The organism is Paenibacillus paeoniae (assembly GCF_003388735.1).
Taxonomy (GTDB): domain Bacteria; phylum Bacillota; class Bacilli; order Paenibacillales; family Paenibacillaceae; genus Pristimantibacillus; species Pristimantibacillus paeoniae.
The window spans coordinates 629,052-647,797 of the sequence record NZ_QUBQ01000001.1; the positions used below are offsets into that span (position 1 = coordinate 629,052).

The window sequence follows — 18,746 nt, forward strand, 5'->3', positions numbered from 1 at the left end:
GATTGTTCATGTTCAGCAAGAATAAAATCATTTCTCGGGAAATATTTGCCTATCAACTGGTAGCCTTACAATCTCGGTTTAAAATATGCAACCGCAACAGCTCCAAACTTAGAAGACGTGTATTTGAATTATTTTGAATAAGGAAGCAAAGGGGCTGCCCCTTAAGCGAATGGTTTCGCTTGTGGGACAACCCCTCCATAATTATAGAGACTGCGTATATCTTATTTCGAAAATCCGCCTGCTAATTCTTTTTCCTTCCACCATACGGTGATGGCCAGACCAACGAACATGACGACAGCAGAGAAGAGGTACGGATAGTTGATGTTGATATCGAATAGCAATCCGCCCATGGCAGGGCCGACGATATTGCCAAGGCTCGTATACGTAGAGTTCATGCCTGCGACATAGCCTTGCTCTTTGCCAGCAGCCTTGGACAAGTAAGAGGTCAATGCCGGGCGTAGCAAGTCAAAGGCAAGGAAGATAAGACAAGTCACCCCAAGCACGAGCCAGAAACCGGAAACCATTGTGGACAGCACTGCCAAGACTACGCCTGCGATAAGGCATAGCTGAATCAATTTCTTTTCGCCGATTTTCTCGACCATCTTCCCGAACGCAAAGACCTGAACGACGACGCCGAAGATTGCGCTTATCGTAATAATTGCGGCGATATCCTTAGGCGAGAAGCCGAACTTATGATCCGAGAACAAGCTGAAAATCGTTTCATATGCAGACAAACCGAAGGCAAGCACAAATACGATCAGAAATGCAATAAAATAAATCGGTTTCAGTGATCTTCTCATATCGCCAAGGAAACTGGATTGATTAGACTGAGCTGATAGCTCTGTAATCTGCTCTTTGGTGAGTGTCTCTTTCAAGATAAAGATCGACATGATACAGGCCAGGAACGCAATTCCTGCTGCAAAAAAGAACGGCAGCCGAATCCCGTATTCTGCAATAAAACCGCCAATGCCAGGGCCTATGATGAATCCGGTGCTGATCGCTGCGGACAAGTAGCCCATTGCTTGCGGACGGTCTTCCATAGTTGTCACATCCGCAATGTATGCCGTAACGGCTGGCATGATGAACGCAGCGCTAATCCCTCCAAGAACCCTTGAAATGTATAACAAATAGACATGAGTGCCTAAACCAAAAATCAGTTCCGATATGGCGAATATGAATAAGCCGATGACGATCATTTTTTTGCGGCCGATACGGTCAACCCAACGTCCGGCGATCGGCGACATCAGGAGTTGTGCGACTGCGAATACGGCTACCAGGTAGCCCATCGTTTTGCCCGACAAACCCATTGTAGTCATGATCGACGGCATAACAGGAATGACAAGACCAATACCTAGAAAAGCGATAAATATGTTGCTGAGTAATATGACTAACACTGTTTTTTGTTGTTTGATACTTTTCTTCATCTTTCTCTACCTCATTGTGTCAGAATCAGTGATGTGAAATGCCTCTCCAAAATACAGACCAGCAAGCTTCCAGCTTATCTTTCAGTCGTTGCTCATCATTACCGTAAACAAGCTCAATCAAAATTGTGTCCACGACTCCTATAAAAGCTAGCGTCACGGATTTGGCATTCATTGCGACAATAGCATCGGCTTCAAGCCATTCCTTGAATTTGTTCTCCAGAATCGCTTGAACCGTAATTTCAATATCCATGACATCCGCGCCAACGTCTTTCGCTAGATGAGCCGGCGGGAAAAAGGTCATGCGCAGCCAAAATTTCAAATGCTCATTCTGTTGAAACAGATCGATAGTCAGCTTCAGAAATCCGAACAGATCCTTCTCCGGATGAAGCGCGTCAATCCCGCTGAAATAAGTAAGCTTTGAAGATAATTCGGTCTCCTTGGCATCGCGCAACACTTGCATAAATAAATCGTCTTTGCCTTTAAAATGGGCGTAAATCGACTGCTTCTTCATGCCTACTTCATCGGCAATCTGGGATAATGATGCCCCTTCATAACCATGTATGGTGAAGTATTTCAGTGCTGCCTCCTTAATTTCATCACTTTTCATGTTTACCGCCCCCAAGAATTAACGAACGTTCGTCAGTCATCTTAACAAATAAAACCATGTTTCGCAACTGGAAAATGCTTGGTCATGACCAAGCATACCCTAATCGCAAGCTTTTCATCAATGCAGCGTAAAGTCAGCTGTATGTGCTGCAATCCAGATGCTTTTTTTGACGAAAAGGGTGGAGGATATAGCTCGCCTCGTTTACAATAAATAGGAATCTTAAGCTGAGGAGCAAATTGATGGTGTTTTTCGAACAGATTGATTGAAGCGGAGGGATAGCGTGCAGGCTCAAAGAGGGATATTGAGCAGAAAGGTTAAGCTTGGACTAGGAATCACTTTAGCCCTGATCATTGTGCTTGTGGTCACAAACCCAGGGGCTGGCGGTGATGCGAAGTATATGTCCTGGCTGGAGAAGGAACACGGTATCTTCTGCACTTACGACCCTTTTCAATTGGTTTCTTGTGTACAGGCAGAAGAGGAATTGGACTGGCGATCAAGAGCAGTCAAGAATACCGGACTTTATACCATTTATAAGGACCATTACAGGAAGCAGGATGGAAAATTCGTTAATATTCATGCTTTCGGGATGTTGAATATGTATTTCAATAGATGAGCCGTAATATACGTGCAACATGAATAACAGTGCAATAGAAGGGAATCGATGAAGTGTCATATACCAAACCAGTCATTATTGACCCATATTATGCTCAACCAGAATGGATAACCAGCGAAATAACAAGAAAAGAATTTGTCCCCTTATCTGCAGATGCAACCGATCATGATGTTGAGTTATTTTTGATTCTGTTATTCGGATTTATGGGTATCCCTGTTGATCAATCATTCCAGCAGTCATTTGAAGAACTGTTGAGGCAAGAGGAAGTTGCACTTTCAGGCGGGATAGCCTTTTTTCAAGATGAGCAGAGGTTTGTATTGCCAAGCTGCTGTTGTGGGGTAGAGGGGATCTCGGAAATTATCCACTCGATTCAGAAACAACAAAGCCCATGGCTGGGACATGACCCATTTCCAGGGATTACATATGAAGGGGATAAAGCTTTTGTTTGGTCGGATGATCCAGAATCTTGCGTGAGCAAGGGAGAAATGCCTATTGTTTTCGACTACAATGAACTTATAACCAGCCTTGAGAAATCTGTGGAAGCCATGAATCAATTTATTGATGGTCCCCTATACGAATGGATTGGCAAGAGAGACATGTTGATTGCTGATGCGGTAAGAGATCAAATGAAAAAATGGTTGGTGAAGGACAGTGAATAGAAAACTGAAATTATCAATGGGCATAACTATGATTACTTTCATTATTCTAGGATACACAAATCCGGGTTTTGACGATATCAGGTTTGCGAAATGGTTGGAGAAGGAGCACGGGATATACTGCACTTATGATGGCAACCTGAGAGCTTGCAAGCAAATCATAGACAATACAGAAAAGAATATTAGGAATAATTCAGGCGGTCGCACGAATACAGGATTGTATACGGAATACAGGCGTAATGTCACATTCGAAACTGGCGAGAGAACGGAAATCAGGGCACTAGGTCTATTAAATATGATTTTCAATAAATAAGTAGAATGACGGCGTTCTATGAGTGGGAGGTTATTCCGGACGGAATTGGCGGTACCCTTACGTTACTGCAGAATTCGTAATTTATGTTCCTGATAGTGGTGCTGTCGAATCGACTATTATGGATTTTATATGGGAGGAAGAGAACAGAAATATTACATTCATTAGAAGTTGGCTTGTGGACAGATGTGGGGAACCACGGGAATTGATTAACAAGAACCATGATGAGGAAGAGTTTCGGGGAAAATCGGAAGGCTACTGCATAGATGAGTTTCTGGATCTTAATTAGTCTATGATGCAGCTTCTCTGAAAAATTAGGTCCATATGTTCTTTATAAAGAACATCAATCCTGCTATAGTTAAAGTGAGCGGTTATGTCTATTCTGATAATATCTACCGTCAAGCTGGGAGGATTACGATGAAATGGTTCATTTGGAGCGCGGTTGTTGCGATGCATGTTTCGCTATGGTCACAGACTGGAGCGGGTACACAGTTCCTGCGCGGGTTCACGACTACTATTTACGATATTGCGGCAGCAGCTGTAACGCCATTAAGTGACAAGAGCAAAGCCGGAATCGCACTTGCCAAAAGTGAATTACCGAAGGGAGCCGCGCTTGCGGATGAAAAGCTGACGCCGCATGTGATTGATCTGAAGAAGTGGGGCATTCTCAATAATGGAACAAAGCCAATCGAGACGACAAAAGGCATCAACAAGGCGCTGCAATGGGCGAAACAAAATAAAATTCAGTCGGTCACTTTACCTGGGGGCACCTATCTCATAGACAAAAACAGCTACATTAACATGGTAAGCAACATGGTATTTGATCTCCCGAAAGATGTCATCATTCAGAAAGAGACAAACGCCAAGGAGTTTTACCATACGTTCTATATCGGGGTCGGCGTTGAGAACGTCGTGCTTCGAGGCGGCAGCTACAAGGGCGACAAAGAAACGCATGATTATAAAAAGAAAGACAGCCCGCATTCTGCCGGCACGCATGAGAGCGGCTACGGCATTACGATTGAGGGCGCGAACGCCGTTACGATTGACGGAGTGAAAGCGACGGAGTTTACAGGCGATGGCCTGATGATCGGCGGGCACGGCAAGCTCATTATGGACTTGTATGCAGCAAGCTTTGTATCGGGCGAAATAAATGACAAAGGAAAGGCTGTCGCGAATAAGCAAAAGATCAGAACCAAGCAGCCGATCAGCCTCAGTCATTCCCTGCTGCAATCGCAGAAGAAGTTCGAGATTACGAACAATATTAAGCTTCCCGGCACATTCGACCTTGTGTTTCTGGACAAAACCGGCAAGTTCGTAGAACTGGTGAAGGACAAGAAAGTACGGGAAACGATTGCAATCCCGGATAAAGCCGCGAGCGTACATCTTATTTTCCAGAAAGCCGACAGCAAAGACGCTTATATTGAGCTATGGAGCCGAACGGTCAGCTCCGATATTGTGGTGAAAAACTCGGAGTTTGCTTATAACCGAAGACAAGGCATCACCGTAGGCGGAGCTGACCGGGTGCTGATTCAAAATAACGAGCTGCATCATATGAAAGGCACGCTTCCCCAATCCGGCATCGATGTAGAAGGCGGCTATCATTATAATGGACACTTTAACAGCAACATTTACATAAAAGACAATGATTTTCACAGCAACGCATCCTATGATTTGATCCTGTATGATGGAGCCGGGGCGTTGGTTGAAGGCAATCGGATGCGCTCTAAGGGCGTCATCGGGCTGGCGATATCGGAACCTTTCGAGGGAGCGGTTATTCAAAACAATCATTTCGACGGCTCCCGCATCATGGCGTATCACAATGCAACGTTTATCGGCAATCGAGTAGATCGTGCGCTTGCTTCCTTTATTGGTACAAACGTGACGATAGACGGTATGGTGTTGACCGATGCAGTTCTATCGCTGTCTTCGAAAGACGCGTTCGGGATCAAGGTTTCCAATGTTACGATTACGAGCAAAGACAAGAAGCTGGAGTCCGGCCTGGCCCTATGGGGCAAGAAGCTGCGGCTGGACAATATTACGATTACGGGGGAATCTGCCCTGCGAACCGTGACAGGCGGCATTGAGCCGGGAAGTATCATTAACAACCTGAAGGTACGTGGATTCAATTCGACGTATGGCGTATCGCTACCGCCGGCGACGTACAATAACTGCGAGTTCACAGGAGCGGAGGGCGCGAATCATGGCTCAATCGGCGTTAGTCTGGCCGGGAAGTATGTATTCGACAATTGCACCTTCAACCTTAGCAAATCAGCTTGGACAGGTATTTCTGCCGATCATGCGAAGCTGGATTTGACGGTGAAGAACTCTACGTTCAATCTGCTGGGCAATACACAAGCCATCAGCGTACAATCGGCCAAAAATGTTCTGATCGAAAATAATACAATAACGGGCAATGCCCTAACGTCAGACAAGGTTGAGCTCATTAAGCTCAATGACTATTGGAAGCGGAATGAGAAGCATGATATATTGGCTGCCGCCATACGTGGCAATGAGATTATCACCAACATTCCAGCCATCGGCATCTCGACTACTTATGCAGGTACTGGTGCGCCTTCTTACACGGTAGAGAATAACAAATTGACGAATGCCCTGCTTGCTCTTAAAGACAATGATGCCGTCAGCCAAAATGAATCCGTCAGCACAAGCACGAATGCAGCCAACGGTGCGGAACAGTCGGAAGCCAAGTAACGGATAACGTTCAGTCCAGATGCTAGATCCCTCACACCGTGCATATATATGGCCTAAAGAGGGAGAGTGATCTGGGTGATTCGTCAAGTAAGCCGTTACTTTCAACTTAAGAGCAAGCAGAAGGAAATCGAGCAGGAGCTTCAGGAGCTACGCAATGAAATATTGGCCCACTGCGAGCAGCAAGGGATTAGCGAAACCACAGTCGGGGGTTACCAGGTAAAGCTGGTGAAGCAGGAGCGGAAGGAATATGATGACACACGATTGTCAGAGGCTCTTCCTGATCCGCAATTATGGCGGCTTCTATCCAAGCCCGACCCCTCCCGAATCTCCAGCCTGCTCAAGCTAAAGGTATTATCGGAGGATCAGCTGAAAGATACGTATGTGACGAAGCAAGTGACTTTGTTGCAGATCGATAAGAGGTAGCCGTTAATGGTATAAGGCATTCTTGCTCTGTTTAAGACGGAGAAGGATGTCTTTTTTATGGCTTATGCAAAAAGGTGAAGGCGAGGAATGATGCTGCGCCATAATTCGCATACTAATCCGGTTACTTTATGAATCAGGAGTTGGACTGGAATGGGATGGAGTGGACTGTTAGCTGTTCTGATCGCACTGCATCAGTGGATTTATCCGAATTTATTGATTGAGTCCCGCGGAGAAGTCGTGACAGACAACGTATCGATGTCTGATTACACCTATCCCTTGCCGGTTGGCCCGCTTGTGAATGAGGATCGGCTGAACAAGCTGATGGATAGCATAGCTGGGGCGGTAGAACGTGAGCCGATTAATGCAACACTCGACGGAGCGGGACGAATTGTGCCGGAGCGCCCGGGACTCAAGCTGGAGCGCAACGCGTTCAAACGATTGTTTTACGGTTATATGCTGGAAGGCGAGCCGGTTCGACTGGAGGTTCCGCTGCGGAATATCTATCCCCGGGTAGACAGCGAGGTGCTGTCGGGCATCAAAGTGAGGCAGATCGGACAATATGCAACCTATTACAATAGCCGCAACCGCAACCGTTCCTCCAACATCGCACTGGCCGCACAAGCGATCAACAACCATGTCGTGTTTCCTGGAGAGCGGTTTTCATTCAATGGAATTGTTGGCATGAGGACGAAGGAGAAGGGGTATCTTCGCGCGCCGGTTATTGTCAGAGGCGAGATGTACGAGGATATTGGAGGCGGCATCTGTCAAATCTCCTCTACCTTGTTCAACGCTGTTGATCGGGCGGGACTGACGATCGTGGAGAGATATTCCCATAGCCGGGCTGTTCATTATGTTCCTTCTGGGCGTGACGCGACGGTGAGTTGGTACGGTCCTGACTTCGTCTTCGAGAATCGCTATGACCAGCCCGTTCTGATTCGGGCGTATGCCCATGCGGGAACGGCCAGCATCTCGATCTATTCTTCTGAGCTTCTGGAGCTGCAGCCTCGGGATGTGCCCGGCGCATCGAGGCAGTTGCCCGAGGAAGTCAAGATGGATGAGCGAAGCGTCATTGTTGAATAAGTCTGATAAGGGTAACTGGAGATCGGAAACGGAGGTGCAGGATAACAATTCTGTATCTTCTTTTTTTTGCGTATAATGCATGATTTTTAAGATGCTTTGTGGCAGCGCAACTTTTATTCTCATAAATAGTACCAAGTCCTAATACCCTATTATATAATTATGGTTGAGATTACCATCATGACGGGAGGTAATAGGCATGAATCAAGTTCAATCATTTGAACAGGCTCTACTGACAACAAGAGAGCAATTATGGCATGAGATATCATCCCTGAAGGAAGAAGAACTCAATCGTGTAGTGAACGAAAGCACATGGAGCATCGGACAGATTGTCAATCATTTGTGGAAGACAGAAACGTTGTTCAGCAAGGCGATTTTATACGGATTGAAGCGAAATGCGTTATCTAACACCGAGCGAAAACCGATTGAAGTCGTCTTGGATCCATCTGTGAAATACCAGGCGCCTGCCGTTGCTGAGCCGGATGTGGGGCCTTTCGAGCTCGCTCCCATCATTCAACTGCTAGGTGATTCAAGAGTTCAATTGTTAAAGGTGCTAGGCAAGGTCGATGATATAGCGATCTTAAAGGGGCTTGCCTTCCATCATCCCCGATTTGGAGATTTGCCGCTGGATCAATGGGTCGAGCTGTTATATATGCATGAGCAGCGGCATATCGAGCAGATCAAAGGGATAAAGGCACTTTATTAAGTACAGCTGCCCGCAGGTCGATATAATAGACTCCCCCTTAAGCAGTTCGGTTTAATCATTAAACTGAACTGCTTAAGGGGGAGTTATTTTTGTCGAAAAAAAGGAATACGATGCAGTGGAGAAGTCTTAAGTATCACGTTGTTCAAGGACAAAGGGGACGAACCTCCACAATTTGTTGAAAAACATAGAAAAGTTGGCATTTTCCGAGAAAAACCGCTATAATTCTTTATTAAGAACAATAATAGAGTAAGGCGGTGGGAGATTCTTGATCATACTTGTAGAAAATGAGAGAGAGCAAAGAGAGTTCGACAAATTGTGGATGAAAGTGTGGGATGAAAAAGGATTCCAGTATGAAAAAACGGAAGGGGACGCGTATTTGCTGTATGTAGACGGCAGGCCGGCAGGTACGGCACAATTCACTCCTTATGATCCGTTTGGCTCAGAAGAGCTGAACCGCGTGTTTGATTTTAGTAGAATTGATCGCATCCGGCGACATCACCGGCAAGTGTTCGTCATTGATAAATTCGCAATAGCGAAGGAGTACAGATCCAGCTCGGCGCTGGACCTGCTCATGTACAATCTGTTCGATTATGCGGAGACGCGGCAGAAGCTGTTCGCGATTGCTTTGCTAGACCCGCTGTTGTACAGGCTGATCCGGTTTCACTATCATTTTCGGGTCGAGAAGGTTGGGGAGCGGACGATGTACAAGGGCGCGGAGGTCATTCCCGTCCTGATCGACAGCAATTATTTTTTAAATCGTAAATGGGATTATGACTGGTATCGCAAGGCGGCGGTTGAGCTTGGCGGGGAGAAGCATTTGGTTCCCGAGATGGTCTAATAGCTGCAACCCAATCAACCCGTTTCTTCTATTGAATAGAAGGAACGGGCTGTTGGCGTTCATAAGGCGAGTTAGTCACCGCAACAATACCTCTCGAATATGCAGAGTTAACATGAGCGGCAAGTTATGAAGCCGAAGAGCGGAAGGCGTAGGTTTTGTAAGCGCCATTGTCCGATGAATACCTCAAAATGTTCTGGTCCTCGGGAACGCCTTCGAAGTAGGCGCCGATACAGCCTGTTGTGCAGCGATGGCCCGACAGGAGAATGTTCACATCGCTCCCACCATAAAGGGCTTCAAGCTCCTTCATGAATGTGAATACCCGATGCACGAAATGTTGGGTATCTTCCACACCCTTATACTTGCTGGAATCGGGGATCGATCCCGCCAGCGTCACCTCGTGCTTAAGCATTCCGTCCGCTTCTCCAAGATCGAACACATCGAGCCGCTCGTCAATCTGTACGGGAAGCCCGGAAGCGATCTCGGCTGTCTGGATCGCCCGTGCCTGCGGCGACGAAATGACATAGTTGAATCGAACAGTGGTCAACCGTTCCTTCAATTCCTGGGCTTGTTGAATGCCGGTCTCGTTCAGCGGCAAGCCATTGCGACCTTGCAATCGGCCTTCCTTATTCCAATCCGTCTGGCCGTGTCTGACGACATAGATCATGATTGATTCCCTCCTGTCCTGTTACGTATTCGATACGTCCAAATCCATTTCCTTTTTCTATAAGTACAGGGATCGATGCTCAAATTTACCCGTGATTCACTCAAGGAGCGGGATTGCATAAACGGGCTTTATTGTATAGTATTCCAAGTACGTTACTTAAATTAACGTAGAAATCGTCAGAATCTATTGACGTCTTAAGAATCGTCTGATAATTTATTAATTATTAACAATAAATTATTGAATATTGATAATAGGAGGAATTGGTATGGAACGAATTACTGCAGCCAGAGGCACAACGCTCCGGTGTAAGGGCTGGAGGCAAGAGGCGCTGCTGCGCATGCTGGAGAATGTGCTGGAGAATGGCGAGAACCAGAAGGAACTGACGGTATACGCGGCGCTCGCCAAGGCTGCCCGCAATTGGGATTCCTACCATGCCATAGTAGATACGCTTCAAAATCTGGAGGAAGACGAGACGCTTGTCATCCAATCCGGCAAGCCAATTGGCATTATGCGCACGCATAAGTATGCGCCGATCGTCGTAATGGCGAATTGCAATATGGTCGGCAAGTGGGCGACCAGCGACAACTTTTATCGCTACCAAGAGCAGGGCTTGCTGGTATGGGGCGGGCTTACAGCCGCTGCCTGGCAGTACATCGGCTCGCAAGGCGTTATACAGGGAACGTATGAAATCTTCCAATCCATAGCGCGCATGCATTTTGACGGTGAACTGGCAGGCCGTTTTATTCTTACAGCAGGTTTAGGCGGCATGGGCGGAGCTCAACCTCTGGCGGGCACCATGGCTGGAGCAGCGATCCTGTGTGTCGAGGTGTCGGAGGCGCGCATAGACAAGCGAATAGAGGTCGGCTATTTGCAGCGCAAAACCAACAATTTGGACGAGGCGCTGGCTTGGATCGAGGAAGCAGTGTCGAAGAGGGAGGCGTTGTCTGTGGGACTGCTGGGCAATGCGGCCGATATTTTCCCAGAGCTTGCCCGCCGCGGCGTACAGCCGGATATCGTCACGGACCAGACCTCGGCACATGACCTGCTATACGGCTATATTCCGTCCGGCTACTCCAATGAAGAAGCGGCATCCGTCCGCGAGAGCGATCCTGACCGGCTGAGGGCCGACGCGGGAGCTTCCATCGCGCGCGAGGTACGGGCGATGCTGGAATTCCAACGCAGAGGCGCCGTTGTATTCGATAATGGCAACAATATCCGCACACAAGCAGTGGAATACGGCGTACCTGATGCGTTCGATATCGTTGTTTTTACAGAAGGCTTCTTGAGGCCGCTGTTCGCACGAGCGATCGGTCCGTTCCGTTGGGTGGCGCTGAGCGGCGACGTGCAGGACATCCGCAAAATCGACGATTATATCTTGGAGCAGTTCAAGGATAACGAAATTGCGGTGAACTGGATCGAGCTGGCGAACAAGCATGTGCCGGTCGAAGGGCTGCCTGCGCGAATTGGCTGGTTCGGTCATGGAGATCGGACGAAGCTGGCGCTTGCCGTTAACGATATGGTGGCCAAGGGCATCCTCAGCGGTCCCGTGGCTTTCTCCAGAGATCATCTCGATGCGGGCTCCATGGCGCATCCCAACATTATGACGGAGAACATGAAGGACGGCAGCGATGCCATTGCCGATTGGCCGTTGTTGAATGCGATGCTGAACTGTTCTTCGATGGCCGACCTGGTGGCTATTCATTCCGGCGGCGGCGGATACAGCGGATATATGACAAGCGCGGGCGTGACGCTCGTGGCAGATGGAACAGAGGACGCGGCGCTTCGTTTGAAGACGACGCTCGACAACGATACGGGACTTGGCGTGCTTCGCTACGCGGATGCCGGATATGAAGAATCGCTGGACGAAGTGGGGCGGAAGGGTATTCGCAGAATCGATACAGCGCAATTCAAGCAGTAATAGATGAATAGAAGGATAGATCGATAGTTAGAAAGGGGAAACAGAGGATATGAGAGAGTTAACGATAGCGGACGTAAAGGCGGCCGTTCGCGGCGGAGCCGTATTTGCAGCAGGAGGGGGAGGCTGGGTGGATCATGGCCTCGAGATCGGCGGAGCAGCCGTCGGCGTCGGTCGGCCGAAGCTGGTATCTGTTGATGAATTGCCGGATGACGCCATTATCGTTACTTGCACGGCGATAGGCGCTCCCGCGGGCAACGAGTGGGAGATGTGGGGTATCGACTACATTAAAGCGGTGCAATTGCTGATGGAGACATACGAGGGCAAAGTGGTAGGCGTCATGACGCCTCAGAACGGGATGTCCAGTACCATCAACGGCTGGCTGCCGGCGGCAGCGCTGGGACTGGTCGTCGTCGACGCGACGGGCGATATTCGCGCCCATCCCACGGGCAAGATGGGCTCTATGGGATTGGCTGCCCGTACGGATTACGAGACCATTCAGGTTGTGGTGGGCGGACGAAGAGATACCGGCTCTTATCTGGAGCTTGTAGTAAAAGGGACACCGGCCAAAACATCCAATATTTTGCGCACGGCTTCCGATATGTCCGGCGGCTTTATCGCTTCGGCCAGACATCCGATCCCGGCTTCTTACGTGAAAGAGCATGCCGCTATTGGCGGTGTATCGACCGCGCTCGACCTGGGTTATGCGATGATCGAAGCGGAGCAGCATGGACCGGAGACTATTATGAATACGGTCGCTGAGAAAACAAAAGGACGTTATATCGGCAGAGGCACCGTGCTTAAGAAAGACGTTCATTATTCCGGCGCGTTCGATATCGGCACGATTACGATGGATGACGGAACGGGTAAGACGCTCCTTCTGCATGTCATGAATGAATATATGGCCGTTGACGATCAAGACGGCAATCGCTTGACGACTTACCCTGATGTGATCACAACATTCGATACGGCGACAGGGCTGCCGGTCAGTGTCGGCGGCGTGAAGGAAGGCATGGAGATCGGGCTGCTCGTAATCAGCAAGCATGACGTACCGCTCAGCTCCAGTGTCAAGGATCCGACGGTATACCCGGAAGTGGAGAAGGCGCTGGGCATTCCGCTGGCTGAATATGGACTCAAGGGCTTGTAAGCAAGCATAGGCATAACAACATCAAGGAAGGTGCGCGCATGGAACATTCCAATAAATCCGGAACCGATGATCTCATTGATCGTGATCGTCGAATCGTAGTTTTGGACGGAAGCCGCTTGACGCTGGAAGCAGTTGAACGGGTCGCAAAAGAAAATTATCGCGTCGAAATCGCCGAAGAAGCGGTCAAGCGGGTAGAGCGGGGCTATGAATTGCTTGGCGAGCTGGCGGGGCAAGGCATTCCGATCTATGGACTGAATCGCGGCGTTGGTCTGAATAAGGATCAAGAGGTGTCCGCGACAGAGCAGGAGACATTTAACCGGAATTTGATTTATTCCCATGCGGCCGGAGTTGGTCCGTATGCCTCGGATATTCAGTCGAGAGCGATCGTGCTCGTACGGCTGAATACGATGCTGGTCGGCAGTTCCGGCGTGCAGGTTGCGATACCTTGTCTGTACAAGGATATGTTGAACGCAGGCATTGCACCGCTGCTCCCGCTGAGCGGTTCCGTAGGCGCGGCAGATATCGCTATTCTCTCCCATATCGGCCTTGCGGTCCTTGGTGAAGGTGACGTTTCGGTCAACGGACATCGGGTCGTTGCGGCTCAAGCACTCATGGATGCAGGACTTGCGCCGGTTAAGCTCACACGTAAAGACGCGCTGGCGATTGTTAGCTCGAATGCACTCTCCATTGGAACGGGCGCATTGGCGCTCGGCGAGCTTCGGCGGTTGCTGCGCTCGGCTGATGCCGTGCTTGCCTTGTCGCTGGAAGCGATTGAAGGAACGATTAGCCCGCTTGACGAGGCTGCCCATCGGCTAATGCCATTTGACGGTGCGGCAGCAAGCGCCGCATTCGTCCGGCAATGCCTGCAAGGCGGCACGCTTGTTCATGCATCCCCTCTGCAATGCAAGCTGCAAGATCCGCTGAGCTTCCGCAGCGCCTGTCATGTTCATGGCGCGGCAAGAGATGCGATCTCTTATGCGGAACGGCTGCTGCACATTCATATGAACGGAGCGGAGGACAATCCTTGTCTTGTGCTTGATGAAGGGCGGCTGGTAGCCAGCTCGAACTTCGATATTACGTCCTGGACGGTAGCGATGGAGATGGTCGGCATCGCAATGAGTCACGTATCGAAAGTAACAAGCCATCGGTCGCTGCGTCTGGGCTCGCCGGTCTTTACGGGACTGAACCGGTTTCTCTCGCCGGGAGCCGGGACGATCGCCTTCGGTACGATGCAGAAGACGATCGCGTCATTGGATGCCGAGATCAGGGGGCTGTCTCAGCCGGTTTCGGCCGACTATCTCCCGCTGGCGGGCGATATGGAGGATCACGCCAACCAAACGCCGCTGGTCGTGAGGAAGATTGGCGACATGATTGACCGACTCTACTATCTCTTGGGCATGGAAGCGATGCATGCGGCGCAAGCCATTGATTTGCGAGGAACGCAAGAAGCATTGGGATCAGGAACGGCACTTATCTATCAATCGATACGAAGCGTAATCCCGATGTTGAAGGCGGATCGGCCGCTTACCCCCGATATTGAGGCTGCAGCAGCTCGGATCCGAGCTGGATTCGTCCTTAGCGGACATGGAAGCTGATCGGGCAAATTGGAATGGCATCGCATCTTAAACTGTGACGACTTGAGTACGACAGAGGAAGCGAGGTTATCAATATGACGGAACAGCGTTATGATCTGGCCGTGATCGGCCATATCGTCTTGCCGGATCGCATCGCCCATGATGGTTGTCTGGGCATCAAGGACGGACTGATTGCAGCGATTGGCGAATCTTCGACCATCGCAGCGCAGGCGAATAAAGTTGTGAACGTACAAGGAAACTATGTGATGCCTGGAGCCATTGATGCTCATGTCCATTGCTATAGCTCCCTTGATGAGGGATTCACCAAAGCGACAAGCGCAGCTGCAGCCGGCGGCGTTACTACTATTATAGAGATGCCCTATGACGCAACGGGCATGATCTGTACGCTGGATGCATTCGAGGAGAAGCGGGACAGGCTGGAGCGGGAAGCTGTGGTGGATGTGGCCATGCTGGTCACGATCCAGAAGCAGGACGGCTATGAAGCAGCTATTGGGCAGTTGGCGGAAGCCGGCGCTTGCGGCTTTAAGGTGTCTATGTTCAATACGGATTCATTCCGCTTTCCCCGGATTGATGACGGCCAGCTGCTGGATGCCTTTGCGGTTATTGCACAGACGGGTTGTCCTGTCGGCGTCCATGCCGAGAATGATGAGATTGTTCGCAGATATATCGGAAAGTACGCTTCGCGCGGACAGGATCCGCTCTCCCATGCGCACAGCCGCCCAAAGGTAAGCGAGTCGACGGCGGCGTTGACGGTGATGGAGCTGGCCTATGAGACGGGCGCCAAGCTGCATCTCTATCATTGCACGTATCCGCGCATCTTCCGGCTTGCGGAGACCTTTCGCGAGATGGGGGCATCTGTTACCGCGGAAACCTGCACGCATTATTTGACGCTAAGCGAAGATGATATGGTCAGGCTGCATGGCCGGGCTAAAATAAATCCGCCGCTGCGCTCGACCGAGGATGTTGAAGGGTTGTGGCGTCTAGCAGCGGAGGGCCGGATAGATATGATCACATCGGATCATGCGCCTTGGCTCATCGGACGCAAGTCGCATCCTGATATATTCCAGAATGCGTCGGGAGCGCCTGGCGTCGAGCAATTGCTGCCGGTTGTCTATAGCGAAGGCGTAGCCAAAGGGCGGCTGTCGATGCTGGAGCTGGTGAGGCTGCTGTGTCAGCGTCCTGCGGACATATTTGGTCTTGGTCATCGGAAAGGGCGAATTGAACCGGGGTACGATGCGGATCTCGCGATTATTGATCCCGCGGCTTCATGGGTGTTGGATGGCTCGAAGGGGCAATCCAGCGCGGGCTGGAGCCCTTACGATGGCATGGCGATGCGCGGGCTGGTCACCCATACATTTGTACGAGGCGAGTCTGTCTACGAACATGGAAGCGTCATCGGACAGCCTGGCGGGGGCAGCTATATCAAGGCTATGCATCGTAAGTAGGGAGGGAAGCAGATGAGCATGGGCGCAAAGGGATACATCCCTGATGTCGCACGGATACGGTCGGATATCGAAGCGTTGGCGAAGATGGTTGACGACTCGAAGCCGGGGTGGACGCGAAGACCATTCACCCCATGGTATGCGGAAGGCAGACAGTGGCTGACGAAGCGGATGCGGGAGGCGGGACTTGACGTTTCTCTGGATGCCGCTTCGAACCTGATTGGAGCACTGCCGGGGCAGGATAGCGCTCTGCCTCCAATTATGATCGGTTCGCATACCGATACGGTAACCGGGGGCGGCCGGTTCGACGGTATTATTGGCGTTATCGCCGGCATTGAGATCGCCAGGCTTCTGAAGGAAAGCGGCCATCAGCTCCGGCATCCGCTGGAGATCGTCGACTTTACGGCGGAGGAGCCAAGTGAATTCGGCATTTCTACGATTGGCAGCAGAGGGATGGTCGGGCATCTGGATGAGGATATGCTAGGCAGGTCCGATTCCACGGGACTGGTGCTTCGGGATGCAATGGAGCGGCAAGGCGGTCGCATGGCCGATCTGGCTGATGAAGCGAGGAAGAGCGGGGAGGTGGCGCTCTACTTGGAGCTGCATATTGAGCAAGGTCCTGTCTTGGAGCAAAGCGGCTGCGCGCTTGGCGCTGTGACGGGCATCGTCGGCATACTTCGATACCGGATCATCATTGAGGGGGCGCCCAACCATGCGGGTACTACGCCAATGTCGCTGCGGAACGACGCGCTGGCCGGATTTTGCGAGATCGGCTTGGCCTTTGAGCAGCATTGCAAGGCGCATGGGGACGGGCTTGTCGGTACGATTGGCCGTCTGACGAACGAGCCTAACGCCTCCAACGTTGTACCCGGCTGCGTCACATTCGATCTGGAAATTCGGTCGCTGGACACAGCCCTGTCCTTGAGTGTCTACGAAGGCTTCTTCAACGAAGCGGAGCGAATTGCGGCAGCGCGCGGCCTCACACTTCGGGGAGAGAAGCTGTCGCAATCGGAGCCGGTGCGGGTGGGCTCTGACTTGCTGACGCTTGTGGAGCAAAGCTGTGCAGCTGTAGCAAGCGTGGTTCGGCTGCCGAGCGGCGCGGGACATGATGCGAATCAACTTGCCGCCATAGCCCCCATCGGGATGATCTTTGTGCCGAGCCGTGGAGGCCGCAGCCATTGTCCGGAGGAATGGACGGATTATGAGCAGGTTGCCATGGGTGTGGATGCGTTGTTTCATACGCTTTTAGCCTTTGACAGCAAAGGGAAGGGCGTGGATGCGCATGACTCTTGAGCATGCTTATGGCATCCAAGGCGACAGATTATGGCGTACGATTCAGGAGCTCGGCTTGATTGGGGCCGATAGCTCTGGAGGAGTAACCCGGCTTTCCCTTAGCCCGGAGGAGCTGGAGGGCAGAGTTTATATCACGAAGCTGATGAAGTCCGCTGGTCTGGAGGTACACCGTGATGAAGCTGGCAATCTGATCGGCCGACTGGCGGGAAGCCGTCCTGATGCTGCCGCTGTGGTGACGGGCTCTCATATCGATACGGTCAATGAGGCTGGACGATTCGATGGTGCTTTAGGCGTGCTTGGGGGCATTGAGGCGCTGCGCGCAATAAAGGAACAAGGCATTCCGCATGAACGGCCGCTTGAGGTCGTATGCTTTACGGATGAAGAAGGTATTCGATTCGGGGCAGGTTATCTCGGCAGCCGTGCTATGGCCGGAGATTGGCAGAGTGAATGGCTCGACTTCACGGATGAGGAAGGCGTTACGCTCAGAGAAGCGATGGAGAGCGCAGGACTGTCGCCGGAGTCCGTCTGGAAGGCGAAGCGGGAAGCCGGCAGCATCCATGCTTACGTAGAGCTGCATATTGAGCAGGGCAAGGCGCTTGAGCATCGCGGGGAGCCGCTAGGCATTGCGACGGCTATCTACGGGCACTGCTGGTTGGATATTCGACTGCTGGGCGAGGCAGATCATGCTGGCACGACACCGATGAATTTGCGGCGTGATCCTCTGCTGGCTGCGGCGGAGTCCATACTGGCAATGGAACGGATTGCTGTGCAACACGGCGGCGTTGCGACAGTCGGCAAGTTAGGGGTGAAACCCGGCTCCACAAACGCAATTCCAGGCGAAGTCCGATTTACAGTTGATATCCGTCATGAAGATGCGTCCATTCTTGAGAGGATGACGCAAGAAATTGAACGCCATATTGTGACTTCTGGGAAGACTAGAGAGGTAGAGGTCCATATTAAGCATACGGACTCGGGCTCTCCTGTGGCGGCATCAGAGTCATTACTCCATGCCATAGCTGATGGCTGCCAACTAGCAGGGGTTCCGGCATCTCCAATCGTATGCGGAGCCGGACATGATGCTGTGGCGATGAGCAGGCTTGCTCCAATCGGTCTTATTCTGGTCAGGTCCAAGGATGGCATCAGCCATCACCCTGCTGAATGGAGCTCCCCAGGGGATTGCGAAGCAGGAGTTAACGTTCTCTTGCATACGCTGATTATACTTGCCAATCAACAAAATACATAATTCCGATTGACATAATAGGTTTTATAGTTTAATAATATTGGTAACTCATTATTGTTAAATGATAATTACGGTGAGGGGTTGGTT

General features: G+C 50.8%; 16 protein-coding genes. 13 read left to right on the forward strand and 3 right to left on the reverse strand.

Annotation, left to right across the window (positions count from 1 at the left end; translation table 11 throughout):
• Nucleotides 1-221 precede the first annotated feature (221 nt).
• Both DX130_RS02855 and DX130_RS02860 read right to left on the reverse strand, forming a co-directional pair.
• On the reverse strand, nt 222-1,424 hold the full coding sequence (locus DX130_RS02855) for an MFS transporter (protein ID WP_116042668.1): 1,203 nt from the start codon (nt 1,422-1,424) through the stop codon (nt 222-224).
• A 25-nt stretch (nt 1,425-1,449) separates the two neighbouring features.
• A complete protein-coding gene (locus DX130_RS02860) occupies nt 1,450-2,031 on the reverse strand; it encodes a TetR/AcrR family transcriptional regulator (protein WP_116042669.1) in 582 nt (193 codons plus the stop codon).
• Nucleotides 2,032-2,332: 301 nt separating this feature from the next.
• Here DX130_RS02860 and DX130_RS02865 point away from each other — a divergent pair, with 301 nt between their 5' ends.
• The 7 genes from DX130_RS02865 (at nt 2,333) to DX130_RS02905 (ending at nt 9,363) form a co-directional block, all read left to right on the forward strand.
• Entirely contained in the window at nt 2,333-2,644 is a 312-nt protein-coding gene (locus tag DX130_RS02865; protein ID WP_133297879.1) for a hypothetical protein, read from the forward strand.
• A gap of 53 nt (nt 2,645-2,697) precedes the next feature.
• Nucleotides 2,698-3,303 (forward strand): hypothetical protein, encoded by a 606-nt coding sequence (locus DX130_RS02870; protein WP_116042671.1) that lies wholly within the window; start codon nt 2,698-2,700, stop codon nt 3,301-3,303.
• A 724-nt stretch (nt 3,304-4,027) separates the two neighbouring features.
• Nucleotides 4,028-6,319 carry a right-handed parallel beta-helix repeat-containing protein gene (locus tag DX130_RS02885; protein ID WP_165861132.1) on the forward strand — a complete coding sequence of 764 codons (2,292 nt, stop codon included), beginning with the start codon at nt 4,028-4,030 and terminating at the stop codon, nt 6,317-6,319.
• 75 nt (nt 6,320-6,394) lie between these two features.
• Nucleotides 6,395-6,742 carry a hypothetical protein gene (locus tag DX130_RS02890; RefSeq protein WP_420818503.1) on the forward strand — a complete coding sequence of 116 codons (348 nt, stop codon included), beginning with the start codon at nt 6,395-6,397 and terminating at the stop codon, nt 6,740-6,742.
• Nucleotides 6,743-6,892: 150 nt separating this feature from the next.
• A complete protein-coding gene (locus DX130_RS02895) occupies nt 6,893-7,822 on the forward strand; it encodes a VanW family protein (protein WP_116042677.1) in 930 nt (309 codons plus the stop codon).
• A 196-nt stretch (nt 7,823-8,018) separates the two neighbouring features.
• A complete protein-coding gene (locus DX130_RS02900) occupies nt 8,019-8,525 on the forward strand; it encodes a DinB family protein (RefSeq protein WP_116042679.1) in 507 nt (168 codons plus the stop codon).
• Between the two features lie 265 nt (nt 8,526-8,790).
• Entirely contained in the window at nt 8,791-9,363 is a 573-nt protein-coding gene (locus DX130_RS02905; protein WP_116042681.1) for a GNAT family N-acetyltransferase, read from the forward strand.
• 124 nt (nt 9,364-9,487) lie between these two features.
• On the opposite strand, the gene DX130_RS02910 is transcribed toward DX130_RS02905, so the two are convergent.
• Entirely contained in the window at nt 9,488-10,027 is a 540-nt protein-coding gene (locus DX130_RS02910) for a histidine phosphatase family protein (protein WP_116042682.1), read from the reverse strand.
• A gap of 265 nt (nt 10,028-10,292) precedes the next feature.
• Between DX130_RS02910 and DX130_RS02915 the strand changes: the two genes are divergently transcribed.
• From DX130_RS02915 to DX130_RS02940, 6 genes are all read left to right on the forward strand, one after another.
• Nucleotides 10,293-11,945, forward strand: coding sequence for a urocanate hydratase (locus DX130_RS02915; protein ID WP_116042684.1), 1,653 nt, complete (start codon nt 10,293-10,295; stop codon nt 11,943-11,945).
• 49 nt (nt 11,946-11,994) lie between these two features.
• Entirely contained in the window at nt 11,995-13,089 is a 1,095-nt protein-coding gene (locus tag DX130_RS02920) for a DUF917 domain-containing protein (RefSeq protein WP_116042686.1), read from the forward strand.
• Between the two features lie 38 nt (nt 13,090-13,127).
• Nucleotides 13,128-14,684 (forward strand): HAL/PAL/TAL family ammonia-lyase, encoded by a 1,557-nt coding sequence (locus DX130_RS02925; protein ID WP_116042687.1) that lies wholly within the window; start codon nt 13,128-13,130, stop codon nt 14,682-14,684.
• Between the two features lie 74 nt (nt 14,685-14,758).
• Nucleotides 14,759-16,129 (forward strand): dihydroorotase, encoded by a 1,371-nt coding sequence (locus tag DX130_RS02930; RefSeq protein ID WP_116042689.1) that lies wholly within the window; start codon nt 14,759-14,761, stop codon nt 16,127-16,129.
• Nucleotides 16,130-16,141: 12 nt separating this feature from the next.
• Nucleotides 16,142-17,419 carry a Zn-dependent hydrolase gene (locus DX130_RS02935; protein WP_240644293.1) on the forward strand — a complete coding sequence of 426 codons (1,278 nt, stop codon included), beginning with the start codon at nt 16,142-16,144 and terminating at the stop codon, nt 17,417-17,419.
• Nucleotides 17,403-18,662 carry a Zn-dependent hydrolase gene (locus DX130_RS02940; protein WP_116042691.1) on the forward strand — a complete coding sequence of 420 codons (1,260 nt, stop codon included), beginning with the start codon at nt 17,403-17,405 and terminating at the stop codon, nt 18,660-18,662. Before DX130_RS02935 ends, DX130_RS02940 begins: the two co-directional genes overlap by 17 nt.
• The last annotated feature ends 84 nt before the right edge of the window (nt 18,663-18,746 follow it).